The sequence below is a fragment of the Exiguobacterium sp. KRL4 genome (genome assembly GCF_001870785.1).
In the GTDB taxonomy this organism is placed as follows: domain Bacteria; phylum Bacillota; class Bacilli; order Exiguobacteriales; family Exiguobacteriaceae; genus Exiguobacterium_A.
Genome location: NZ_MOLV01000006.1, coordinates 32,322 through 53,122 on the forward strand (window position 1 = coordinate 32,322; position 20,801 = coordinate 53,122).

Consider the following 20,801-nt stretch of genomic DNA (forward strand, 5'->3'; position numbering starts at 1 on the left):
TGACCCTGTTTTGGCGACCAATTGGACGAATTTGACCCTGTGGTCGATTTAACGCGATAAAGGAATGGCCCATTTATCACCTTTATTCCGGCGCCAATCAGCGTAACCTGACGCCCTCTATCGCTAACTCCCGATATTCACCGCAGCCCTACCGCGATCTTTTCAACCACTTTCGATTCTACGCGTAATTTACCGCCCACCAACCGTAGTTTTAGTAGGTACCGCTATATGCGAGTATGTCGGTATGGTGCGTTATAGTACGGTCATTTCCGACCATTTACTTAGGCAAAATAAAAGACGCCCGAAGGCGCCTGATTTCGTACTTATTTCGTTAAGCTCTTAAACATGCTGCGCATCTTCGTCGACCAATCGGTTTCTTGCGCCAACCTAAACATAAGATCCGGATGTACGATATAGCCGGTCCGTTCACCGGTAGACACACGCATCAATGCGCCTAATCGACGTAATACGGCCAAATGACGCTTAACTTCGCTCTCACTCAACCCGATTTGGAACGCCATTTCAGCGATCGTCATCGTTTCCATTGCATCTGTCGGCGCTTCCGGAGTACTCGTTAAGAAGCAAAGCTCGTAATGCAAGAACGGTTGAATCTTGTAAAGGAAACCGGCCGTCTCGAGCGATACTTCTGCGAGCAAGTGATCCGCAGCCTCACGATACAATTTCGTAAATCTAGCGCCTTTTCCTAATGAAACACCGTAAGAATGATGTTCTTCGCTCACGGTATACACGTTCCCCTTGCCAGTGCGCTGCTTGCTTAAAATTCCTGCGTCACATAGTGCTTTTAGCGACTCATCGAGCCGTCTGCGACTACGACCGACCAATTTCGCAATCTCTTCGGTAGTCAGCGTGACCCGTCCACCAGTTTGCGTCTTGATATGCGGCAGCAGACGTAGAATTACGCCGGCCTCGACGAGCGAAAGGTCCCGGATTACGTTCAGAATCGGATCGTGATGAGACGCAACAAAGCGAGTAAAATTGTAACCTTGCTCCAGGCGCTGTTTTGCGCGGTATGCGTCCACCTGTTTATTGCTTCGAATCGTGTAATCAGGTGTCAAATCTTCGCCAGTGCGGATATCAATCAATCTGTGGTTCGTCATAAATGGCGTTACCTCCGTGTTTTGGTGTATTTTTCGGGTAAAAGTCACAAGTAAAGGCGCCGCAATGGCGCCCTAACGGTTATTTGACGCTCACCCGCAACCTCACCGGTACGTCTTCTCCTTGTACAAATGCTCGGTAACTCGCCTTTCGCGCTCGTTCGCGTGATTTTACAGTACGATCCGCGAAAGCCAACTCCGATTTAGTCCGTTTCCGGCGTACTGGACGGCCATGATTCTTACGGTCCATGCCATATTCCGACGCCAATTCTTGCGGGACGTTCTTTTGCGACTTTTTATCTAGCATGTTTTCGCTATATACCGGATATTCCGACTGCTGCGACTTCCAGGGCGTCGGATCCGTCAGTTCTTCGTGTAATAATGCGTTGGTGAGGCGTTCTATCAGCGCATAAATGTTATCTTTGTTGCGATATTCTTCGGCAGTTAACGCTAAATCATCGCAAAGTTCCGTTAATCGGTCCATTCGTGGACCACGATCTAGCTCGCCTTTCTTCGTTTGTTCGATAATCTCGTTTGCTTCGTTAATGATAGACTCAAGCGGTCGGTTAGGTTTTAATTCAGTCAATTGGCGCTACCTCCGTGGTTACGAGTACTGGTGATTCGATTGGTAAGTTAATGTACGCACGGATACCGTCAGTACCGTCGACTCGCGCACTTAATTCGTGTTGACCGTCGAAACGGCGTTCGATTGACGCGGTAACTCCGGTAATTCCGATATCTCGCGCAATTAAAGCGCTCTGTATTGCATCGACAACCGCATTAGCCGTACCTAGCGTCGATTTTGCAATTCCTGGCGTGGTTAGTTTGAACATATTACGCGACCTCCGTATTTTTAGTTGGTTACATGCTGCGTAGTTCTTCGCTTTGCCAATTGGCCAGCGTTTCGAGCGAAGTTTCTTCGTCTTGATCCTCTACATGACCACCGTCGCAACAAGCACAACATCGACAATCTTCCGGATCATGGCCGCATTCTTCGCAATAATCATCAAATTTAACCATTTAGTACCTCCGAGAAATCGATTGGCGTATGACCGTCCCCACCTAGAGCAACCGGCCAAGCAGTACTCTCGATATGCGGGCCATAAATGACTTCATCCGTAAATTTAATCGCTAAATACTCTTCAACTTCTTTTGAATAAGGAAGGACATTGAGGGACGAGAACAACATATGGTCATCTTTGTCGTTTTGAATAAAGAACGCTGCTTTCGCTTCTCGAGAAAGAACGTCGCATTGGACGACGGTTGCATTCATACCTCGGATCATCAAATTGAATAGTAGGAAAGGTAGTGCTCGCTCGGATAGTTCTTCAACTGTGTAGTAATACATAGAAGGTTTGTATTCAAATGGTGAGTGTTGTATGCGGTGATTGTGCCATGCTGCAATCGTAAGACCGCCCGTACCTGCGCAAGGTTCATAATACATACCGTCTGATGGCGCCCCAGTAATATTCGCTAATAAATTAGATATCGATGTAGGCGTAAAATCTTGCTTCTTTTGCTTTCGATCAGCGTGTTCATCTTGAAAGTAGGCATGAAACCAATCTTTATCCATTTCATATCGAAATAGCTCGAGCATAGATCGAAATAATTCCTCACGCTTTTCACAATCAAACAGTATCTTCATTAGCGCATCCGGCGCCTTATAACTTTCAGTAATATCAAGTAGCTCGTTTATCTGCTCCACGTTAGCTTCGATCTTTTGCGGAATGTATTTTGCTGCGGATTCAACAATTTCTTTGACCTTTTGAAGGCTTTCTTTCGAGTATCCCTCACCACTTGCCGCACCTGTTCGAGCTTGTTTAATCTTTTCCAAATTAACTACCTTCGCTTTCTGCGCTCCATTGCGCCAAACTCGATTCCAATACGTCACTGACCGCATAACCTTCGCCCCGTCGCGCCCATGATTCGTACACGGCCGCAATGTCGCGGAATGCCGCGTTTTCTACATCATCAACGGATTGTTGTCGAACTGCGGATATTTCACTGACCATTTCCTGCGAAAGATCCACCTCATAGCGCCAGTACAAAACCTCACGCTGCCTTTTCGTCAATTTCGCCATTTCCACGGCCGTAGCCATATCGATTAACAGGTCCACTGCGTCAAAATCGCCACCTTCGACGAGCTTGCGCAGCGCGTGAGTATGCGAAAACAACTTTTTAACGCCATCCGGCGTATCTAATGCGTAAGTTTCCGCAAGCCGTCGTGATTTTGCGTGTAAATCCGCCTTAACTGCGCCCATTCATTCACGCTCCTTTGCACTTTCGTAATATTCGTGAGCCAAGCGCTCGATTAACGCATCCAATTGCGCGTGTAACTGATCAAGCGAAGTGCCCGTAACATTTATCAGTAAGTGATCCGGAGCAAAATTAGCGTGGTGCTGCTCGGTCTCATGCGCCAAATGCGCCGGATTGTATGTTTCACCTAACGCCTCAATGCGCTCTTTCTGCGCTTCCGGACTACTAATCACGCGTACAATCGTAAATCCGTTCGCTTTACACCACTCGTATTCGTTAGGTTGACGCAGATCGTCGATCACTACGCTAACCTGGCGCTCTCGATTGGCGTTACCTGCGGTAAGTTGGAACACTTTCGCAGCTAGCGGTTTTACCCAAACGTCAGGATCGAATTGTCGCGCCAGTTGTCCGAGTTGTTGCAATTGAGCGCGAGGTTTTACGCCGGTTTCATTGACGCCCCATACGGTTTCGACGCAGTAGCGCAAGTGGTCGCCAAATGAGACCTTTTCGAAATCGTAAGTTTCCGCAAGGTAGCGCGCGGCTTCGGATTTGCCCGAGCGCATAGGTCCGATGAAGGCGATTTTTAGTGCTGGCGCCTTTGGTTCGTCGAGTTTTCGTAATTGTGTGATCTTATTGAGCGCTAAATCTGCCGGAAATAATTTTGAATGGAGTTTTGAATCCCAATAAAAAAACCAATTGTCGCCGGCGCTCAACAAAGTACCCGCCTCACTATCGCCACCAACGTACTTATCGCCATGCACTAACTTGCGCGGTGCTTTCGGAATAAACTTCATTGCGCATCCACTCCCTTTTCGTAGTCCTTCAGGTATTCGATCATTTCCGTAGCTTCCATATATCCGCTATGTTTCGTGATGCGCTAAATCCCGCCATATACCGTCTCAAGCTCGGCATACTCCGCCTCTGCTTCCGCCAACCGTGCTTCTGCGTATTCAAGCGCTTTTTGTTTACCCATTACGCTTCCACTCCTTCCTTAGCTTCTCCCCAAGCGATTTTTCCGATGTCTTGCATATCAAGCGGGATTGCTGCGTCGATTTCGAAAGATTGCGGACATACTTCTGCATCAGTAAAGTAAACATTTTTACCGATATCAAGAGCACCAACCACTACCATTTCAGCGTGGTCAAATCCGATATAAGCCCAGCCGGCCGTTGTCTCATACTTCGCAACCCATTCGCCTGGTCGCGCAAGCATCTCTTTACGAGCCTCAAATGGCGGTGCGACGTACCAGTCGTCATCTTCGGGATCTAAGATCGCATTAAGCGAAAGACTCGCCCTTGCAAACTCGTTATCAATATCACAATCTCGATAGGATAAGACGCCATCAATGAGCTTCCAAGATTCTGCCGAATCCGCAGCATATATTTCCTCACCCGCCAACAAGCGCTCTAACGCCTCTCGACCGGTAATTTGCGTATAATTTCGCTTGATTTCTTCGCTGCTTACTCGTTTGCTATCTTCGATGCGTACTCGTTCAATTGATTGCTTTACACCATTTGTTTGCATAATTACGTTACCTCCGTGGTATAGTCTAATTAAATACGCGCACATACGTTCTATTTCGAGCCGTGCGTTTCCTAAAGAAAGGAGCGTGATTACTTATGAGACTCGCTAAATTCGGTTTCACTAGCGCCGAACTACCGACACCTGCGATCATTCACTATTGGGACGGTGACGGCGAAATCATTAAAGCATTTGTCGTCATCACCGCAGCCACTAGCGCCGAAATTTCGTTCAAGACGTTCGGGTTACCGCCGATGCGATTTAATCCGGACCGTGCGAGCTATTGGTCGCGTGTGATTCCGCAAGATGCGTTGATTACCGCAAGACGACCGGGCACTGACGAAACCCTCAGTGACGAATGATGCGTGAGACTTCGAGGTCGGGCGCAGTGTGGCGAGCTGAATCGTTGATTAGCGTTGTAGCATACGGTGTATCCCAATCGACTTTTCCAGCGCCTTTATAGCCCGGAGCAATCCCGCCAACACGATAAGGCATTTGGTTGTCGATAGATTCCGTAAGTTCATAAAAATTACCCGTCAGGTTACCGCGAACCACGTCACCCACCGCCAAGTCGTCGCGATCTCGCGCTTCAACCGTAAAATATTCGACCGGCACTTCTAATCCGAGGGCGCGTCGTAATGCGATAGCCTTGCCGATATGTTCATTGAACACGTCGCCAGGTGCGCATTTGGCGCGTCCTTGTGTTGCGTATGCTTTTTCTTTGGCAGTTACGGACGTGGTAGTCTCTAAATATAATTTCGCGATAACCGTTCTTTTGTCTGTGTTGATAAAGAAGTCTACTCGGTCGCTACTTCCGCCGATTACGAAATCGACGACATCTCCCACATGTTGTACAACTGCGTCTTCTTTGCTATCAAGTCCGTAATACCCGCGACTCAACAAATCTTCGACATCGCTAATCGCCTGCTGAATCACGCCGTCTCGCGCAGGTTTCGGTGCAGGAACGGGGATAGCTGGCGTAACCGTTTCACCTGCGAAAAGTTGCGCAACAATTGATTTTGCGTCTCCTTTGTCTGTTACCGTGATTCCGGCAACTTGACCCATTGTTACCGACTTTGCAGTAACTTCGGCCGTAGTATCTGACGCTTTAAATCCGAGATGTGTAAGTGTCGCCAAAACTTCGCTAACTGAACCGGTGATTGTCGTACCATTCATAATAATTCGCATGTTTGCGTAACCTCCGTGGTTTGAGTTATTTGTTGCTTCATATATAATCCGCAAGAAAACAAGGATGTGGTCAGTTGAGCAAAAAATAAAATAAAAAAGACGCCATCACGGCGCCTCTCTTCGCTATTAACCGACCTCATCCGAAATAATCCGCCATAACCGCTTCATAACGCTAATCCGGTGTAATACGAGTAAGGCGACATATGCGCTCACCCAAATCACCCAAAATGCGATAGCAGTCGGAAACAATCCGACCAACAACGCAACCACGACCGCAATTACTGCGATTTTGATATTTGCGATCCACAATCCGATTACTGTTCCGAAGGCTGCCGCTGCTTGCTTATCGTCAATCTTTGCCATTACGCCCCACGCCCTTTTCGTTTATTTTCCCGTCGCTTATCGATAATTGCGTCTAGCTTGTTAAACGCCAGCACCGATAACCTACTCATCCCGAAGTAAATCCGCAAACATGCGTAATCAAAACGGTTCATGGCGTCACCTCTTCCGCGGTAACCCACCCTTGCTGGACAGCTAACGCGATACCAATCGCCACTGCGTCACTTTCGTCATCCCGCGCAAACTCTCCGTCGTAACCGGTCCATTTGCGAACGGCTTCTTCCACTTCCGATTTCTCGGCGCGACCCTTACCGACGCATAACTTTTTAACGGTAGACTGCGGAATCGGCTTTTCGGTAATCGTGAGATCAATTACGTTCATGGCGCGATCAATCGCATTATGTGCGCTGAATATCGTATAACTCGTATGTGCGATTTTCCCCTGGAAGCCCTCTTTAACGATGGCATCGTAAGGCCCGTAAGCCCGTGCAAATAACTGCGCCCAGGCTTCAATATGTTGCGTACGACGCGCAATGACTTCGCTACTGTCCGTTCTAACGTGAGATTTAGCGACGACGTACGCCTTATTACGTTTGGTATCGATATCGACTACTGCGGCACCCGGCGAGGACAAACTAATGTCCCACGCCAATATCCGCTTCATGTCCGCTTTGATGCGCCCCATTACGCCTCACCTCGTTTTTCGTAAGGTTTAGCAAGGTGTGAGTAATACGAAATATGTGGGCGTAGTTGATCAGCAAGTCGTTTTTTAGCCCAACGTGGAATGACGATCGTCGACGAAATTCTATCGCCTACTTGTAGCGTGACTTTCGAAAGACTTTTATCGTCTAAACACCCTAAAAGTTGTCTAGCGTCTTCGAAATCTGCCGCAAGCCAGTGTGTACGGCGCTTTTTTCGGGTATCAATGTTGATCTTAAATGTATCCGGAAATCTCACAAAGTACTTGTTACCGACTTCATCGAAGAATGTTTGCGAAACATATTGGATATCGACGCTTGCATCTCGGTGGAATAGCGTCTTAATCTCTTTAAACACTTTCCTCGGTAATCCGATCAACAAAAACCAAGCCAGTACGTTAATCGAACCCCACGTTTCACCTGCGAATTTCCTCATTCCGCAGCACCGCTTTCCCCGTGAATTTTTTCGTATAACTCCGCAATCTCGTCGTATGCTTCTAGGACTGATCGCTTCTTGTATTCCGGAAGACGAGATTTCCGCATAGCCTGCGCCTGTTGTTCGAGCGCATTTACGTCATCGAGCGTCAGTTTTCGCACGATTGCGTGCTTATACGAGTTGAACGTCCAGTTGTCTAAATCGACGGTCGGCGCCTGCTTTGCTTTGGCTAGCGCGACAATTCGGGCAAATCGGGATAGCTCGGCTTCGCGCATTTCTTCGGTAATGTAGATACCGAAAGTACGGAAATCCGGATAGGCTGCGACATCTTCAGGCGTCATGTTCCACGACTTTTTCGAAAGGTTGACGTAAGCAAGTACGAAATAATCGATGCCGTACATGATCGAATAAACGACGCATTGACGAACGTGCTTATCTTCCGGACCCTGCATACCGCGACTGTTCGTTTTGGCGTTGGTCGTTTGCTTCGTCTTGATTTCGAGGCCCACGCGGATTTCGTCGCCGTCGGGCGTAGTATGGCGCAGGATTCCGTCAGTAGTCCCAACTAGCGAAAATGCCTGACCATCGTGATCTCCGATAGCTTGCGTAAACACGAAGTCCTCAAACGCAGGATATCCGTCAGTAGTGCGTTCGACTACGAAGTCCGGCGCGACACCCGTAAACTTCTCGAAATGGCGTTCAGAAAGCAATAAGTCACGCTGCAACCAATCGCCGATTGCGGTTCCTTGCGAAGTCCAGCGCCGTTGATGCGGTGGCGTTTGTTCTGCCGGATCCTTCTTCGACTTAACCGCACGTTCGTATAGTTCGCGATCAGACGCACCGGCGCTAGATGGCGCAAAGCTCGGAATATCCCAGCGCATGCCTTTCATCTTGTTAACGCGCTTTGCCTTCGCATAACTTTCGTGAAGCCACGCATCTAACTCATCGTCGTAGGGTTCTCGAAAACTATGCCAAGTGTTAATGAATTGCGCGAACCGGTCGCCGATCTGCGCTGCCGTTTCGTGATGAATATCCGATGTAATTGCCGTTAAATTTCGATTGATCAATCGACCACTTCCGTTTCTTTTAGTTTAGTATTGCGTCCAATAATCGGGATCGTACGCCTCAATACGCATGTACTCACGCCGAATCTCGCGAAGGCGCCAAGCCGTCGGCCAGTAACAGATAGCGCCGAATGCGATTAAGGTGGCAACCGCGGCCGTCATTTAGCGCGTCTCCGGCGAATTGCTTCGACAGTTACGTCAATGGCGATATACGTCAGTACGAATGAAATGAACCCACTCATCGCTATCATCATTTCGCACCTGCTAACGACCGGACGTACGCAATACAGCGCTCGCCTCCGATAATCTTCTGACCGTGATGCACGATGACTGGCACCGACATAATTCCGTATTGTGCGGCTGCTGACGGGGTTTCTTCGACGTCCATCGCAATGTGTTCGATGTTTGCCGCAGTTAGCGCTTGATCGAGTTCGGCGCAAGGGGCGCACCCTCTTCGACCGAATTTAATTAGTTTCGTATTCACTTGCGGTCAACTCCTTTTTTAGTAAAGAATGGTTCGATGATAAACAAAAAAATAATTACCGCTATGAGGTATATCAATAAGTGTGCTGCGACGACTACCGAAAATAAGAGCAGTGCAAGTGCAGCAGATTCCGGTAAATTGAAGGCTACTAACAATAGCCCGCATACAATTAGCCAAGAGCCTAATGGCGTTGCAGCACAGATTTTTAACCGTTCGATGAATAATTTCATGCAAACCATTCCTTTCGTGATTTCATTTCGCCCCAGCAACGCCCGATTTCGATATCTGTCTTATTTTGGACGTCACCAAACGGATAACTTTCGAGCATGACGCGCTCAAACTCGCTAACTTCCGCATCCGTGATATCTTCCGGCACTACCAGTAGTACCTCATCGTGTACGGTCGCCCATAACTGCCATCCTTTTCGCTTACACAGATCGTGTAGCGCAATCAGCGTTACTTTCGTTTGAATGGCGCTACTCCCCTGGATAATTGCGTTAGTCGCCTGGCGTTCAGCACGACTTTTATCGCGATCATAACCACGAACTCGCTTCTTTGCGTCAGGCAAACGACGTTTCCGCTGCTCCCCGTCCATCCAAACGAAACCATGTCGCGCAGCATAGCGCTTATTTCCGTCAATCCACGCCTGGACCATCGGTAATCGTTTGAAAAAATCTTCGATAAATGCGTCAGCTTCCGGACGGGTAATACCGAGTTGTTGCGCAAGTGTCGCCGGACCAGTGCCGTACATACATGATAGGACTCCGACCTTCATCGCCTTACGTTCGAAAGTACCGTCGCCGCATTCTTCGTACGGTTTGTTATAGACTTCCGACGCCATTGAAGCGTAGATATCTCGACCGGTTGCGTAGGCTTCGAGTAGTGTCGGTTCTTGCGTGAAGTAAGCCAGCGCTCGGACCTCTTGTTGCGACCAGTCACCGCCCATGATGACGTGACCTTTCGGAGCATTGAATAGCTTCCGCGCCGATTTTGGTTGATTTTGTAAATTCACACCGTTACCGCCACTACTGAAGCGACCGGTTACGGTCCCATTCGGTCGGAACTGCGCATGAAGGCGCCCAGTTTTCGCATGGATCAATTCCGGAAGTCGCGAGATATACGTCGAATACAGTTTCATATCGCCTTTGTACTCGAGTAACTTCGCAATCGTCGGATAGTCTTTCGCAAGTGGCTTCAGCACCTTCTTAGCGTCGGTACTTTCTAGCTTGCGTCCGATCAACGCCTCAAGCGCCGGTTTCAGTTGGGCCGGAGAATTAAGGTTGATTCCGTTTAACTCTTCGACCAATTCCGCCTCAAGCGCATCCAGGCGTAGTTTCATCTCGCTACCGTACGTTTTCGCAAACTCAAGATCGATAACGAAGCCATTGCGCTCCATATCGACGATTGCGTAAATCAGCGGGACTTCCACTTCTCGCATGTAACGCTCAATCGACGGCATCTTGGCGAAGTGTTTGCGTTGGAACTCGTACAGTTTCCAGGTAATATGCGTATCTTTCGCTGCATACACCATGGCGACGTCGAGCGGCACTTCCGCAAACTTGGCGTCCTTACCGAATAGTTCGCTAAAAGTATCGGAAGGTTCGTTTAAATACTTGGTCGCTAAGTTTTTGAGCGCCATCGACGGTTCATTTTCGTTAAGAAGTTGCATCGCCTCTTGCGTATCCCACGCCAAACCGCGCATATCGACGCCATGCCGGCGGAACATATGGATATCGTATTTGGCGTTATGCAAGACCTTACCGATGTTTTCGTTGGCGAGTATTGATTCCAGTCCCGCCAGTGCAGTCGCCGTACTAATTGACGTCTTTTCGACATGATCCGTCGGGACGTAATAATGGATATCCGCAGTCGGTGCCGTAAACGACATTCCTACGATCACATCGCTATACACGTCGAGTCCGGTCGTCTCGGTATCAACCGCAATAATCGGTTCCTGCTCGAGCACCGCAATCATATTCCAAAGACTTTCGAAGTCCCGCACCATGACGTAATTGTCCGGAGTATTCGCAACCATTTGTTTTAGCGTGGACACCCGTTCGATTTCGACTAAATCGCGGTACAGTGCTTGGGCTTCGGCTTTGCTGAATCGTTTAGCGAGTTTATCCGCATGGCGACCGATCTTACCGGCTTCGAGTGCCGCCTTGACGCGCAGTAACTTCGCTCGATCAGCGTCAGATAATTTAGTTGCCATTACACGCTGCCATGCGTCTTCCATCGATTCTGCCGGCTTTTGCTTGGCTTTGGCGCGAGATACCGCCGATTTTCGTGTTGCTGCCGCCTTATCAGTTGCATCGAGTTTCATTTCTACTAGCGCCATATGCGTCACTCCTTTTCACTTTGTCAGTTAGATAGTTCTCGTTCTTCCCGCAATACTTCGGAAACGGCGATGATGCGCGCCTCGACCATCTCTTTCGGAATTGGTTGTCCGAACGGTAATCCCCAATCTTGGTCGATTCCAACGTTAATCTGATTACGTAGCCGGCTCGGCATACCGTGGATATGCCCGTGGATATTGAAGAGATTCGGTCGCTCACCGATATCCATCGGGTAATGCGTTACAAAGACTACGATTCCGTGAGTCTTCATTTTCGTCATATACGGCATGACTTCGATACCTGCTTCGTTCTCTAGTCGCTTGAGCAAGTTACCGTGATCATGATTACCTGGCCATAGCTTTAGTTTTCCGTTTAGTCGCTGAACACAAGCAACAATCCCTGACTGCGCCCCGATTCCAACATCGCCGATAATGTTCACCGTGTCTTCGTTGGTGACGACAGCATTCCAGTTGTTGATGATTGTTTCGTTCATTAAATCGATATCTTCACCGAAATGACTTCGTGTTTCCTCAAATTTCGGAATGTTCTTATGACAAAAATGAATATCAGAAATGAAATACTCCACTTGTATCCGCCCCTTCACGTATCAATCCGCTTAATCATTACCATTGCGCCGTCTCTGCGCTCTTTTACGAAACCCATTCGTGGAAAATACCGTTCATATAGTTTTTGGCGCCGACTATCGCTACCACCGACTACGAGCGCTATATTACGTGGACCGGCCCACGACGCTTCAAAGTCGGTAATCGCTTGTTTCGCAAATATCAAACCTTCTAACGAACCGTCGCCAGTCATGCGATCATCGAAATAATCGGTACGAGCGATTGCCTTGCGCTTTTTGGCGATGACTAACGCAACGTAAAAGTATTGGCGAGAATCCATTTTAGGAACATCGCTGATCAGCGAAACGTAGGCGGTCATGCCGTTACTTAACTTTTTTCGTGTGTAGTAGTCATCGTAGCCAGCGCGTCGATCAACCTCCCGCATCCAATCCATCCGGCGTCCTCCTTATAGCAGCGAAACTTTCTCCCATTTACCGGCGGCCACAACTTCATCTTTCGCCCAGTATTCGGACTGCTCGCGGTTTTCGATAATGTACGCCGAGAAGCGGTCGACTCCGATGATGACCGATGCCTCATCGAGTGAATATGGCATACCGTTATTTTTCGCACCCTTTACGACTAAGGCGCCGTCGCGGTCTTCTCGGACATATACCGTTTTAATTTGTGCCTTTTCGAATACATCGCTACCAGGGCGTTTGATTAAATAATCGTACGAGCTGACGACAAGTGGTTCTGCCACTTCGTAGCCATTGCGAATCAAGGCGACGGCTGCGGTAAGCTCCGAAAGTCGACCGGTTTGAGCGGATGTTAGTACTTCAGGCGTGAGTAATGCGTAATTAGTTGGCGTTGACATAGATGTTCACCGTTCCTCTGCGTTTTATAGTTTCGTTTAGTACCTTCAGTCGGAATCGAACCGCCTTTACGCAATCCTGCGAAGATATGTCGCCGGGGTTAACCGGCGCAAATGTTACGTGGTTTTAATTAGAAAGGCATATCATCATCTGTGAGTTCGATCCGACCGCTAGGATCATCGAAAGGATCGCGAACTGCTTGCACTGACGGCTTACCTGCGACACGATCCGCGAGCTTACGGTCGAATTGATACAAGTCGTCGAGCTGTTCGTCTTCGCCTTTGTATTGCAACAGGGCTTCGAAGTCCTCGTCGGCAAATTCGACACCCTTCGACTTACCGAAGTTTTCAAGTTCTTTCGCATCCAATTCGTCTTCGTCAAGCTGCGTCAAGCTGACGGCCGTCGAAGTACTTTCGCCAGTCTTCGTTAGTTCAAACGCCAAGCTGTCGAGCTTCTTCGCTTTCTTCTGAACGACTGCGATGACTGCCTTCGCTTGGTTTTTCGTAAGGTCGACGTAGAGCTTTTCGCCAGTTTCGAGGTCGATCGCGGCCAAGATATAGCGTGGCTTCGGTTTAACCAAGTACGCCTGCTTGCGAATGGCTTCCGCAGTGCTTTCGTCTTTGGCGTTTTTAGCGTCGAGATAAAGTAACTCCGCCGCTTTGTGGTAAAGTGAGCGCTTTTCTACCGGAGTCGTATCGAAGACCTTAAAGACCGACGCTGCTTCGTAACCGACTACGTCGTCGAGCGAGTTGATGCGGACCTTATAAGAGCTGCCGGATTTGAAGCTGGCGAAGGTGCTTGCACGACCGCCGTTGCCGCCTGACTCCGATAATGCCGATTGAATTGCCGTATTTCCTCGTGTAAATGCCAAATCGCATTCCTCCATTTGGCGCAGTGCGCCGTATATTTTGCGTTACTGACGTACCTATGTCGCTATATATGTGAACCGCGTTTCATGCGTTCCAGGCGCCGTCCGATCGTGAGTGTGCGTGGTCGGGCGTTACCTGCAGCGTACGACTGCGAGGTTTAATAATACTTATCGAGAATTTTGTCGAGGATTACCGCGAGATACGCCAGGAAAACGCCGCCAATTGCGATAAGAACGAGTGCTATCGCTAATCCGGCGACGGCTGTTAGGATTGTCGTCATTTGGTACCTCCGTTAATTTGCGCCTTCAAATGCTCGATCCAATATCGATGTTGCGCAATGATTCTGCTACATTTCATAACTTCGTCTTGGTTACGATACCAACCAAAGTTCTCGCACAACTGTGCTTTTTTGCGCTCATATTCAGCGCAAATACCTTCATGAAATTCAAGGTCCGCAATCTCGCGCCGGTAACGTAGCTTTCGAAAAGGATTAATCATTTCGTACCTCCGTAAATTTCCGCCTTAAGTTCGTCAATTTTGGCCTTATACTCGTCAGCGGTAGTGATAAATAACGCGGATTCAGATACAGTACTCGCCATCATTGCGCAAAGTAAGTTCTCGTCATGTTCACGCTGAAGCCGCTTGAGTTCCGCAAGTTCGCGTCGGTAGCGGTAGGCGTGCAAGTACTTTCGGATTAGTTGAAGCATTTCGCTCACCCTTTCGTTAATAGACGAAGAAACATTTAGGCAACGTAACTTCGATTGCCCTTAACTCCGCAGCACGTTCATCTTCGATAATCTGTAACTGGCGAGCTTCTTCGAAAGCCTGCTCGCGCTCATCTTCGGTTTCAGCGACCCACATCGCGTAGTAATACTTCGCAGACGTCCGGATGCTTGCGTCAACAAGCAGTTGATAGTGATGCAGGCGCAATTCTACGATGTCTTTGTATCGATGCCCGATCAGTCGCCACTGGAGCGTCAGTAAGAAGTGCTGTATGCGCCACATCATTTGCGCAACTCCCGCAATCTTTCGGCAACAAGCGAATGCCTGATTAAGTGTTGATCGATAGCTTCTTCATACAAGTCAATAGCGCGAATCGCCCGATTATGGCCGCTTCGAGTGCCATCGAAAAAGTAATATGCCGCAGCTCTAGCTTGTTTCTTCCGTCGATATGTTTCGATTTGCTTTTCGTGATACGCAATTTCTTCAAGCGCCTCTTTGATGTCTTGTTTGCGGTAACGTTCATGGCGCCTCTTGTCGAACCATTTTCGCAGAAGTTTAATCATGCGTATTCCAACTCCATTTCCGCCGCTTCGTCGGTTTCATCGTAATCGACCGCATTAGCTCGCAAGTTTTCGTTAAACCGCGCAGTCACCAATTCAATTTGGCGTAGTTGCGATTCCGTTAATTCTTCAGTGACTCGTAGTGCCGGCATATTCGTGATTAGCGCAGTCAGTCGTGACGTTACGCAATCTGTAGTAAGTTCATAATCCATTCGGTATCCTCCGTAGTTTCCGCAACTAACAACGCCGCCATTTCGTGTTTAGTCTTCTGTACCGCTCGATATGCGCCAATTGCGTCCACACGACCGAATAACTCCGCATCCATATCGGCTTCTTCGACAGTTCGCGCATTCGCAAACGCCCAGTCGCAAACCTCTCGCAGATATTCGACGGTGATGTTATTGCGGGTGGCGATTTCCTGCGCTACGGCGTCGAATTGCGCCCGAGTACCAAAAGCGTCGGGTAGCGTGAAGTATCGATCGGCCCATTCAAAAGGATGCTGCGCAAGTTTCGAGTTATTCCAGGATTTCGGGATATATGCGACGTTTAAGAAAGAGTCAGCACCCCAACCGCAGGCAAGCGGGATAAAGTGATCGAGTTCGAATTTAATTTCCACTGACGATACCTCCGAAGATTTCGTGTTTTTGACGATGCAGGATCTCGTATTGCTGCGGTGTTAGCGGTTGATGCGGTAGGTTGCGGATTAAGGCGCGGCGTTTTCGATGGGCACGACGACTGGCTTCGGGATTTTCTTTTGCGTATTTACGCGAATACCCATTCCGTCTATCTTTATTTTCTTCATGATATTTGCGCATATATTCAGCTATTCGCTCTTTATTTTCTTGGTTGTATTTGCGTTTTCGTCCAGCTATTCGCTCTTTATTTTCTTCGTGGTATTCTCTGATTCGCTCTTTATTTTCTTCGTAGTATCCGCGGCTTCGCTCAGCTATTCGCTCTTTATTTTCTTTGCGGTATTTGCGCATCCGTTCGGCTATACGTTCTTTGTTTTCTTGACGATATTTGCGTTCACAATCTTTACACACTGATTTCTGCCCATACTTACCTCGTTTATCCGCGTTAAACGCGTCTAACGACTTAACCTCGCCACACTTCATGCATTGTTTCGTGTCCTTCGTGGTGAACTCGATCACTCCGCCCATCCTCGCCACCCTTTCGTCGCCCGACGTAATTTATTCACCAAATATCTTAATGCGTTGTGCTCGCAGTATTTCGTATTCTTCGCTAGTGATCGGCTTATGGTGCAGATTGCGGATTCGCGCACGACGGCGACCGGCACCGTTTCTAACCAAATTCCGATAACGTTCGGAGTTCTCTGACTTCCACGCAAGCAATCGATCCGCTTCGCAATCACGGCAATTACTTGTGTACTGCCCACAGGGTCTACAGTAAAACTTGTGTCGCTCTTGATAACCCATACAAGTTGCGCATTTACGGAGATTAAAACCGTTGAGGTACTCCTTAATCCTTCCGCTCTTTTTTGTGCACTCGTTGCATATTGTTTGTAAACCGTGATACTCAGCCACGGGTAGTGTGACCAAGCATTTATTGCATTTTTTATAACCACAAGCCTCCATAAAACGATCCCGATAACGTTGCCCTGGAGTTTTACGGGCTTTTCCGTATCGATTGGTGACCTTAGTTTGTTTATAAGAAAGTAAGCACAAATAACAGCGCCCACCGTTTCGGAACTGCTCAGGTCGAAAGTAATCCTTGTGGTAAACAATCAGACATTTCGAACACTGTTTGAAACCAACCGACAGTAGGCGATGTTTTTCTTTTGTAGGTAACTTTTTCAAAATTAATCACCCGTTTCTTGAAACTTATTCATACTCTGCCCCGTATGGGTATTTGTAGGCGTTGCAAAAGGCTACGGAATGTCACGCAATGTCTTTGAAAGAACACCGAAAGACACTCATTGACCGAATTTTTAACGGAAACTTCCGCAGTTATTGTGTACAAACGTGCTCATCTGCGATATGATAGGTCTATAAACAAGTTCATATGAACTCGTAACCTATTTCGCAAACACCGTAATGACGACATTTTCGTGCAGCGCAAGTCGCATGATCAGCGCACCATTCCGGTACACTCGCGATGGCTCGCCAGCTTCGTTCACATGACGGCCGACGTACTCAGCGTTTTTGAAAGCGTGTTGAATCGCATGGTCCGCCGTAATACGGCAGGCTTGCGGATTGATCCGTTCGATAAAACGGACGATTGCGTGGTTGGTCGCGATACAGCGTTTGAAGTTAATATCGTTGGTGAGATTGATTAGCGAAATGCGGCGTTTAAGAGCGGACTTTCTGCGGTTAATTATCGTGGATTGTTTCATAGTAGTTTCAACCTCCGTTGTGTTGGGAATAGATGCGTATCAAGAGCGCTGATCTCGTACTTATTTATGAGATATCGCCGGATACGAAATAATATCGTCTTTTCATAGCCCAAACTGACACAAAAATAAGTGAACTCTCTATTGAGAGACAAACTCAAGTTTTGTATTATAGAGGTAAGCTGATGATGTTGGAAAAACAACACCATCGCTCCTCGTTACAAACGTCGATGGGCAACATTGATTTTTGTACGGTCTACATTTATACGGTCTAGAAAGATGTGGTAGTCTACTAGGCTAAAAGTGAAGTTAAAGAATGGTAGTCTTCGACAAAATTGCGGTTTTTAGAAATGAAAATACGCAGTCTTTCGAAGAAGCGGGATACTTTTCGGCGAGTCGAATCAAGTGTGCCCGTCAGTTCATAGAGATTATGGCATTGGCGTGCCACCTCTGTGCAGTCGAAGGAAGATGTTTCATTGGCGTGAACCATCTCCATAAGTACTTCTGCGAACATTTTATCAGTAGCTGTTTTGCAGAAAAGTCGGAAGGTATCGGTTAGTAGCTCTTGGCGGGCGCTACCGATACTTTTTTTTGTGGAGAGCAGCACGAGCGTTTGGCGTGTCGATCGTACATTCTCCGATTGTATGACGTAATCCAAGTTTTCCGGTTCCAGCGGGATACTTTTAACGAATTTTTTTGCTGTGACCCTTCTTATGTGGTCCTTGCACCGATCGCCACATCTTTTTAAAGTCAGACGATGAAGGTCGGTCGGTGTGTCAGGTGTTATTTTACCACTTAAAACTTCGTTATACATTTCGTGATAAGCAGTGCTAACTGCTTCTTCTGCATCTAACCTACCGACACCGGAAGTAAAAGCAAACCTTGAAACATCTTTTTCGAAAAAATCATTGAATAGTGAGTCCAGCAAATCTTCAGGACTTAGTTTTTTAAACAAACACAACACCTCTTTCTTTTATCCCTACCTATAATCCGCAAGAAATCAACAATTCGGTCATGGATAATTATAAAAATACTAAAAATTTTCCTTGCGGCCCTTAAACATTATAGTAAATCAAATAAATAATAATTTCAATCTAAAAAGTAGTTTATTTAGACCCCCGAGTCCTTATTTACAATAAAAGTTGTAAAATAGACTATACAGTTGTAAAATCTTATTAAGAACAAGATAGAGAGGGTTTTTAAAATGAACGGAGAGCAACTAACTAGGTATATAGAATTACTTCACCACGTGCTAGATGAAATCGAGGACGACTCACCTAGTTTAGAAGGAAATGTGAAAAACCTAAGACATGAGCTAGTGGTTTTAGAGCGAATTAGCGAACTGGATCGCGAGGAAAACATGGATACAGCGCTACCGGAAGGCCTTACCTCTTACGCGAAGAGAATAATTAATAAAGTACTGGTAGGCTCCCCAAAGGATAAACATATCGACTACTCACCGATGTATGCGTTGATAGCTCGTTATGGAATTAAACTATCTAACATGTGTGATTACCTCAACATTAACTCTACGATCAGAACAAGTATTTCTAAAAATGAGACTGTACACATGGATACATTGATTCAGATTTCAGAATTCCTGGAGTGTGAAGTGAATGATTTGTACACATTTATCACATCATCTGAAAAACTCAATCGCCAAATGAAAGCAAATCTAACTAAGTTCGACGAAACTACTGAGTACAAAGGTAAAGATGTGAAGATACCTACTGCAATTCTTAGGGAAATAAAAGATACAGACACGTCTGCCAACGAAATATTTACAATAGGTATTCCAAATAAAGGACCTGAAATTGATTTAAAAGAAGCAATTGAACAATTCAATGAAATACTTTCTAAATACTATCTAAAAGAAAAGGAAGCAAAACATTACGTTAACACGATTTATCGGCATACAAATGGTGGTAAGCTTAATCAAAGTGATATAGGCACTTCTACTAAAGATAATAAGGAGGAATAATGCTTGGCTGCCTACAAAGCGACTAATATCCGCTTGGGGCAGCTCCTTGACAGTCATAATATGACAGCACCTGATCTAGCAGAACGAGTTCATGTTAGTAGGAGATCAATGTACAACTATGTTAAAGGATACAGGCCCTTACCGATTGATGTTGCGTATTCAATCGCACAGTACTTCGGTGTTACGATAGAATCTCTATACGATTGGGTTTTGGTAGAAGCATAGTTTTATAAAAACAACAAGAGTAAATGACTGGCGGGGGCTGTCTCAGCTTCCGCCATTTTTGAGCACGTTCGTGCCCGTTAGTTGTAATTTTATCACCGTTTTTTAAAAATGGCACTATAATTTACATTACCTGTCAAAGAATTTTCCCAAATTGTGACGCAATCCTTCGCAACCTTGCGCCATCAACGCATCATTCGCATCTTTCACGCCAAACTGCGCACCCAACCGCTCGACCCGCACTTCTGCGTAACCCTTCAAACCGCGTTCCAACTCCGCTGCCCATCGCTCCCCTGCTCCATCCGCATCGGGTACGATAATAAATCGCTCGACCGGACTTCCTCGCAGAATATCGATTTTAGCGCGACTCACCGCAGCCCCTCCGGTAGCAACCGCCGGAAACCCCGCAGTCATCAACGACATGGCGTCAATCTCCGCCTCAACTACGCAGACTGTCTTAAACTGGCGCTTGTGTACGCGGTCAATGCCGTAGACTAGCTCCGAAATCGGACGGCCACCGGGCGCATACCAGAACTTCTTATCGCGGACACTTCGGTATTTCATCGCAACCAAGTCGCCCTTAGCGTCATACCACGGGATGACTATCGCCTTCCGCGCCGGATCGTAGCTAATGCGGAGCGCACCGCTGACTTGCGTCGATATCCCGCGGTCCTGTAAATAATCGCATGGTGCGGTAGCTATCGACCCACTCGTTCCAACTAAGGCCGGCTTGGGCGCCTTACTCCGCAAACCTAATTTGAATTGCGGTAACTCGGTCGTGGTCGTACGCTGCGTCAATAGTCCACGATACTCGTCAACCACTTCTTCGACGCTAATCCCGCGCAAATGTGCGATTAACTTCAGCCATCCGCCTTTTGCGTAACGATCGTCGGTAGCGCCCGAGTCGGCCCACACGCCTTTCAAGTCACCGGTTAAGTTAACGAAGAAGCTCGGTGAATGATCGTCACGGAACGGGCTTTTCGCAATTAACTTGTCTTGCGACCAATTGGCGCCAGGCCATTCAAACTCCCGCAACTCTTCTTCGACGTCGATCAGCGTCATGACTTCGTTGATTTCGTGTTTCGTCAGCAACTAGCAGCGCCTCCTCCGATGTTATAACAAACGTCAGTTCGATTTTTCTACGTGATGATTCTAGTTTGATAGATAAACTGGCAGATTAAAAGTACATCTCGGAAAAACTACCGTTGCATCAATATTATATAT

31 protein-coding genes are annotated in these 20,801 nt (G+C 47.4%); 3 read left to right on the forward strand and 28 right to left on the reverse strand.

Annotation, left to right across the window (positions count from 1 at the left end; all coding sequences use genetic code 11):
- Positions 1-323 precede the first annotated feature (323 nt).
- The 7 genes from BLD48_RS05820 to BLD48_RS05850 all read right to left on the reverse strand — a co-directional run bounded on the left by BLD48_RS05820 (position 324) and on the right by BLD48_RS05850 (position 4,895).
- Positions 324-1,118, reverse strand: coding sequence for a helix-turn-helix domain-containing protein (locus BLD48_RS05820; RefSeq protein ID WP_071499350.1), 795 nt, complete (start codon positions 1,116-1,118; stop codon positions 324-326).
- Between the two features lie 79 nt (positions 1,119-1,197).
- A complete protein-coding gene (locus tag BLD48_RS05825) occupies positions 1,198-1,701 on the reverse strand; it encodes a hypothetical protein (protein WP_071499351.1) in 504 nt (167 codons plus the stop codon).
- 275 nt (positions 1,702-1,976) lie between these two features.
- The gene (locus BLD48_RS16255; RefSeq protein WP_161487697.1) at positions 1,977-2,135 is read right to left on the reverse strand and encodes a hypothetical protein; all 159 of its coding nucleotides are present in this window, start codon (positions 2,133-2,135) and stop codon (positions 1,977-1,979) included.
- Positions 2,128-2,949, reverse strand: a complete 822-nt coding sequence (locus BLD48_RS05835) for an N-6 DNA methylase (RefSeq protein ID WP_236629949.1) — start codon at positions 2,947-2,949, stop codon at positions 2,128-2,130. The genes BLD48_RS16255 and BLD48_RS05835 overlap by 8 nt, the downstream gene beginning before the upstream one ends.
- A gap of 1 nt (position 2,950) precedes the next feature.
- Positions 2,951-3,376, reverse strand: coding sequence for an RNA polymerase sigma factor sigma-70 region 4 domain-containing protein (locus BLD48_RS05840; protein WP_071499353.1), 426 nt, complete (start codon positions 3,374-3,376; stop codon positions 2,951-2,953).
- Positions 3,377-4,165, reverse strand: coding sequence for an AAA family ATPase (locus BLD48_RS05845; protein ID WP_083412250.1), 789 nt, complete (start codon positions 4,163-4,165; stop codon positions 3,377-3,379). It lies immediately after the preceding gene.
- A 178-nt stretch (positions 4,166-4,343) separates the two neighbouring features.
- On the reverse strand, positions 4,344-4,895 hold the full coding sequence (locus BLD48_RS05850) for a hypothetical protein (protein WP_071499354.1): 552 nt from the start codon (positions 4,893-4,895) through the stop codon (positions 4,344-4,346).
- 95 nt (positions 4,896-4,990) lie between these two features.
- On the opposite strand from BLD48_RS05850, the gene BLD48_RS05855 reads away from it, so the two are divergent.
- A complete protein-coding gene (locus BLD48_RS05855) occupies positions 4,991-5,254 on the forward strand; it encodes a hypothetical protein (RefSeq protein WP_071499355.1) in 264 nt (87 codons plus the stop codon).
- Here BLD48_RS05855 and BLD48_RS05860 read toward each other — a convergent pair.
- From BLD48_RS05860 to BLD48_RS05965, 20 genes are all read right to left on the reverse strand, one after another.
- On the reverse strand, positions 5,241-6,080 hold the full coding sequence (locus tag BLD48_RS05860) for a hypothetical protein (protein WP_071499356.1): 840 nt from the start codon (positions 6,078-6,080) through the stop codon (positions 5,241-5,243). The genes BLD48_RS05855 and BLD48_RS05860 overlap by 14 nt on opposite strands.
- A gap of 126 nt (positions 6,081-6,206) precedes the next feature.
- Entirely contained in the window at positions 6,207-6,443 is a 237-nt protein-coding gene (locus BLD48_RS05865) for a hypothetical protein (RefSeq protein WP_071499357.1), read from the reverse strand.
- 127 nt (positions 6,444-6,570) lie between these two features.
- Positions 6,571-7,071, reverse strand: coding sequence for a crossover junction endodeoxyribonuclease RuvC (locus BLD48_RS05870; RefSeq protein ID WP_236629950.1), 501 nt, complete (start codon positions 7,069-7,071; stop codon positions 6,571-6,573).
- Between the two features lie 32 nt (positions 7,072-7,103).
- Positions 7,104-7,553, reverse strand: coding sequence for a hypothetical protein (locus BLD48_RS05875; RefSeq protein ID WP_071499359.1), 450 nt, complete (start codon positions 7,551-7,553; stop codon positions 7,104-7,106).
- Positions 7,550-8,620 (reverse strand): hypothetical protein, encoded by a 1,071-nt coding sequence (locus BLD48_RS05880; protein ID WP_143082917.1) that lies wholly within the window; start codon positions 8,618-8,620, stop codon positions 7,550-7,552. Before BLD48_RS05880 ends, BLD48_RS05875 begins: the two co-directional genes overlap by 4 nt.
- A gap of 247 nt (positions 8,621-8,867) precedes the next feature.
- Positions 8,868-9,101, reverse strand: a complete 234-nt coding sequence (locus BLD48_RS05885; protein WP_071499360.1) for a thioredoxin domain-containing protein — start codon at positions 9,099-9,101, stop codon at positions 8,868-8,870.
- Positions 9,098-9,331, reverse strand: a complete 234-nt coding sequence (locus BLD48_RS05890; protein ID WP_071499361.1) for a hypothetical protein — start codon at positions 9,329-9,331, stop codon at positions 9,098-9,100. The genes BLD48_RS05885 and BLD48_RS05890 overlap by 4 nt, the downstream gene beginning before the upstream one ends.
- Positions 9,328-11,439: a DNA polymerase gene (locus tag BLD48_RS05895; RefSeq protein ID WP_071499362.1), complete on the reverse strand. Its 2,112-nt coding sequence runs from the start codon at positions 11,437-11,439 to the stop codon at positions 9,328-9,330. The genes BLD48_RS05890 and BLD48_RS05895 overlap by 4 nt, the downstream gene beginning before the upstream one ends.
- Before the next feature lie 23 nt (positions 11,440-11,462).
- Positions 11,463-12,023, reverse strand: a complete 561-nt coding sequence (locus tag BLD48_RS05900; protein WP_071499363.1) for a metallophosphoesterase family protein — start codon at positions 12,021-12,023, stop codon at positions 11,463-11,465.
- Between the two features lie 14 nt (positions 12,024-12,037).
- Complete coding sequence (locus BLD48_RS05905) at positions 12,038-12,454, reverse strand: hypothetical protein (RefSeq protein WP_071499364.1); 417 nt, start codon at positions 12,452-12,454, stop codon at positions 12,038-12,040.
- A 12-nt stretch (positions 12,455-12,466) separates the two neighbouring features.
- Complete coding sequence (locus tag BLD48_RS05910) at positions 12,467-12,874, reverse strand: PDDEXK-like family protein (RefSeq protein ID WP_071499365.1); 408 nt, start codon at positions 12,872-12,874, stop codon at positions 12,467-12,469.
- 128 nt (positions 12,875-13,002) lie between these two features.
- On the reverse strand, positions 13,003-13,743 hold the full coding sequence (locus BLD48_RS05915) for a hypothetical protein (protein WP_071499366.1): 741 nt from the start codon (positions 13,741-13,743) through the stop codon (positions 13,003-13,005).
- Between the two features lie 155 nt (positions 13,744-13,898).
- A complete protein-coding gene (locus BLD48_RS16575) occupies positions 13,899-14,021 on the reverse strand; it encodes a hypothetical protein (protein WP_255366246.1) in 123 nt (40 codons plus the stop codon).
- Positions 14,022-14,464: 443 nt separating this feature from the next.
- Positions 14,465-14,749, reverse strand: a complete 285-nt coding sequence (locus BLD48_RS05930) for a hypothetical protein (RefSeq protein WP_071499369.1) — start codon at positions 14,747-14,749, stop codon at positions 14,465-14,467.
- Entirely contained in the window at positions 14,746-15,027 is a 282-nt protein-coding gene (locus BLD48_RS05935) for a hypothetical protein (RefSeq protein WP_071499370.1), read from the reverse strand. Before BLD48_RS05935 ends, BLD48_RS05930 begins: the two co-directional genes overlap by 4 nt.
- The gene (locus BLD48_RS05940) at positions 15,024-15,176 is read right to left on the reverse strand and encodes a hypothetical protein (RefSeq protein WP_161487698.1); all 153 of its coding nucleotides are present in this window, start codon (positions 15,174-15,176) and stop codon (positions 15,024-15,026) included. The genes BLD48_RS05935 and BLD48_RS05940 overlap by 4 nt, the downstream gene beginning before the upstream one ends.
- A 29-nt stretch (positions 15,177-15,205) precedes the next feature.
- Complete coding sequence (locus BLD48_RS05945; RefSeq protein ID WP_071499372.1) at positions 15,206-15,640, reverse strand: OTU domain-containing protein; 435 nt, start codon at positions 15,638-15,640, stop codon at positions 15,206-15,208.
- Complete coding sequence (locus tag BLD48_RS05950; protein ID WP_071499373.1) at positions 15,630-16,184, reverse strand: hypothetical protein; 555 nt, start codon at positions 16,182-16,184, stop codon at positions 15,630-15,632. The genes BLD48_RS05945 and BLD48_RS05950 overlap by 11 nt, the downstream gene beginning before the upstream one ends.
- Before the next feature lie 875 nt (positions 16,185-17,059).
- Positions 17,060-17,377 (reverse strand): hypothetical protein, encoded by a 318-nt coding sequence (locus BLD48_RS05960; RefSeq protein WP_071499375.1) that lies wholly within the window; start codon positions 17,375-17,377, stop codon positions 17,060-17,062.
- A gap of 289 nt (positions 17,378-17,666) precedes the next feature.
- A complete protein-coding gene (locus BLD48_RS05965; protein ID WP_071499376.1) occupies positions 17,667-18,329 on the reverse strand; it encodes a hypothetical protein in 663 nt (220 codons plus the stop codon).
- A gap of 249 nt (positions 18,330-18,578) precedes the next feature.
- On the opposite strand from BLD48_RS05965, the gene BLD48_RS05970 reads away from it, so the two are divergent.
- Entirely contained in the window at positions 18,579-19,355 is a 777-nt protein-coding gene (locus BLD48_RS05970; RefSeq protein ID WP_071499377.1) for a helix-turn-helix domain-containing protein, read from the forward strand.
- 33 nt (positions 19,356-19,388) lie between these two features.
- Complete coding sequence (locus BLD48_RS16650; protein WP_369825744.1) at positions 19,389-19,580, forward strand: helix-turn-helix transcriptional regulator; 192 nt, start codon at positions 19,389-19,391, stop codon at positions 19,578-19,580.
- Positions 19,581-19,706: 126 nt separating this feature from the next.
- On the opposite strand, the gene BLD48_RS05980 is transcribed toward BLD48_RS16650, so the two are convergent.
- Complete coding sequence (locus tag BLD48_RS05980) at positions 19,707-20,669, reverse strand: toprim domain-containing protein (protein WP_071499379.1); 963 nt, start codon at positions 20,667-20,669, stop codon at positions 19,707-19,709.
- Positions 20,670-20,801 lie beyond the last annotated feature (132 nt).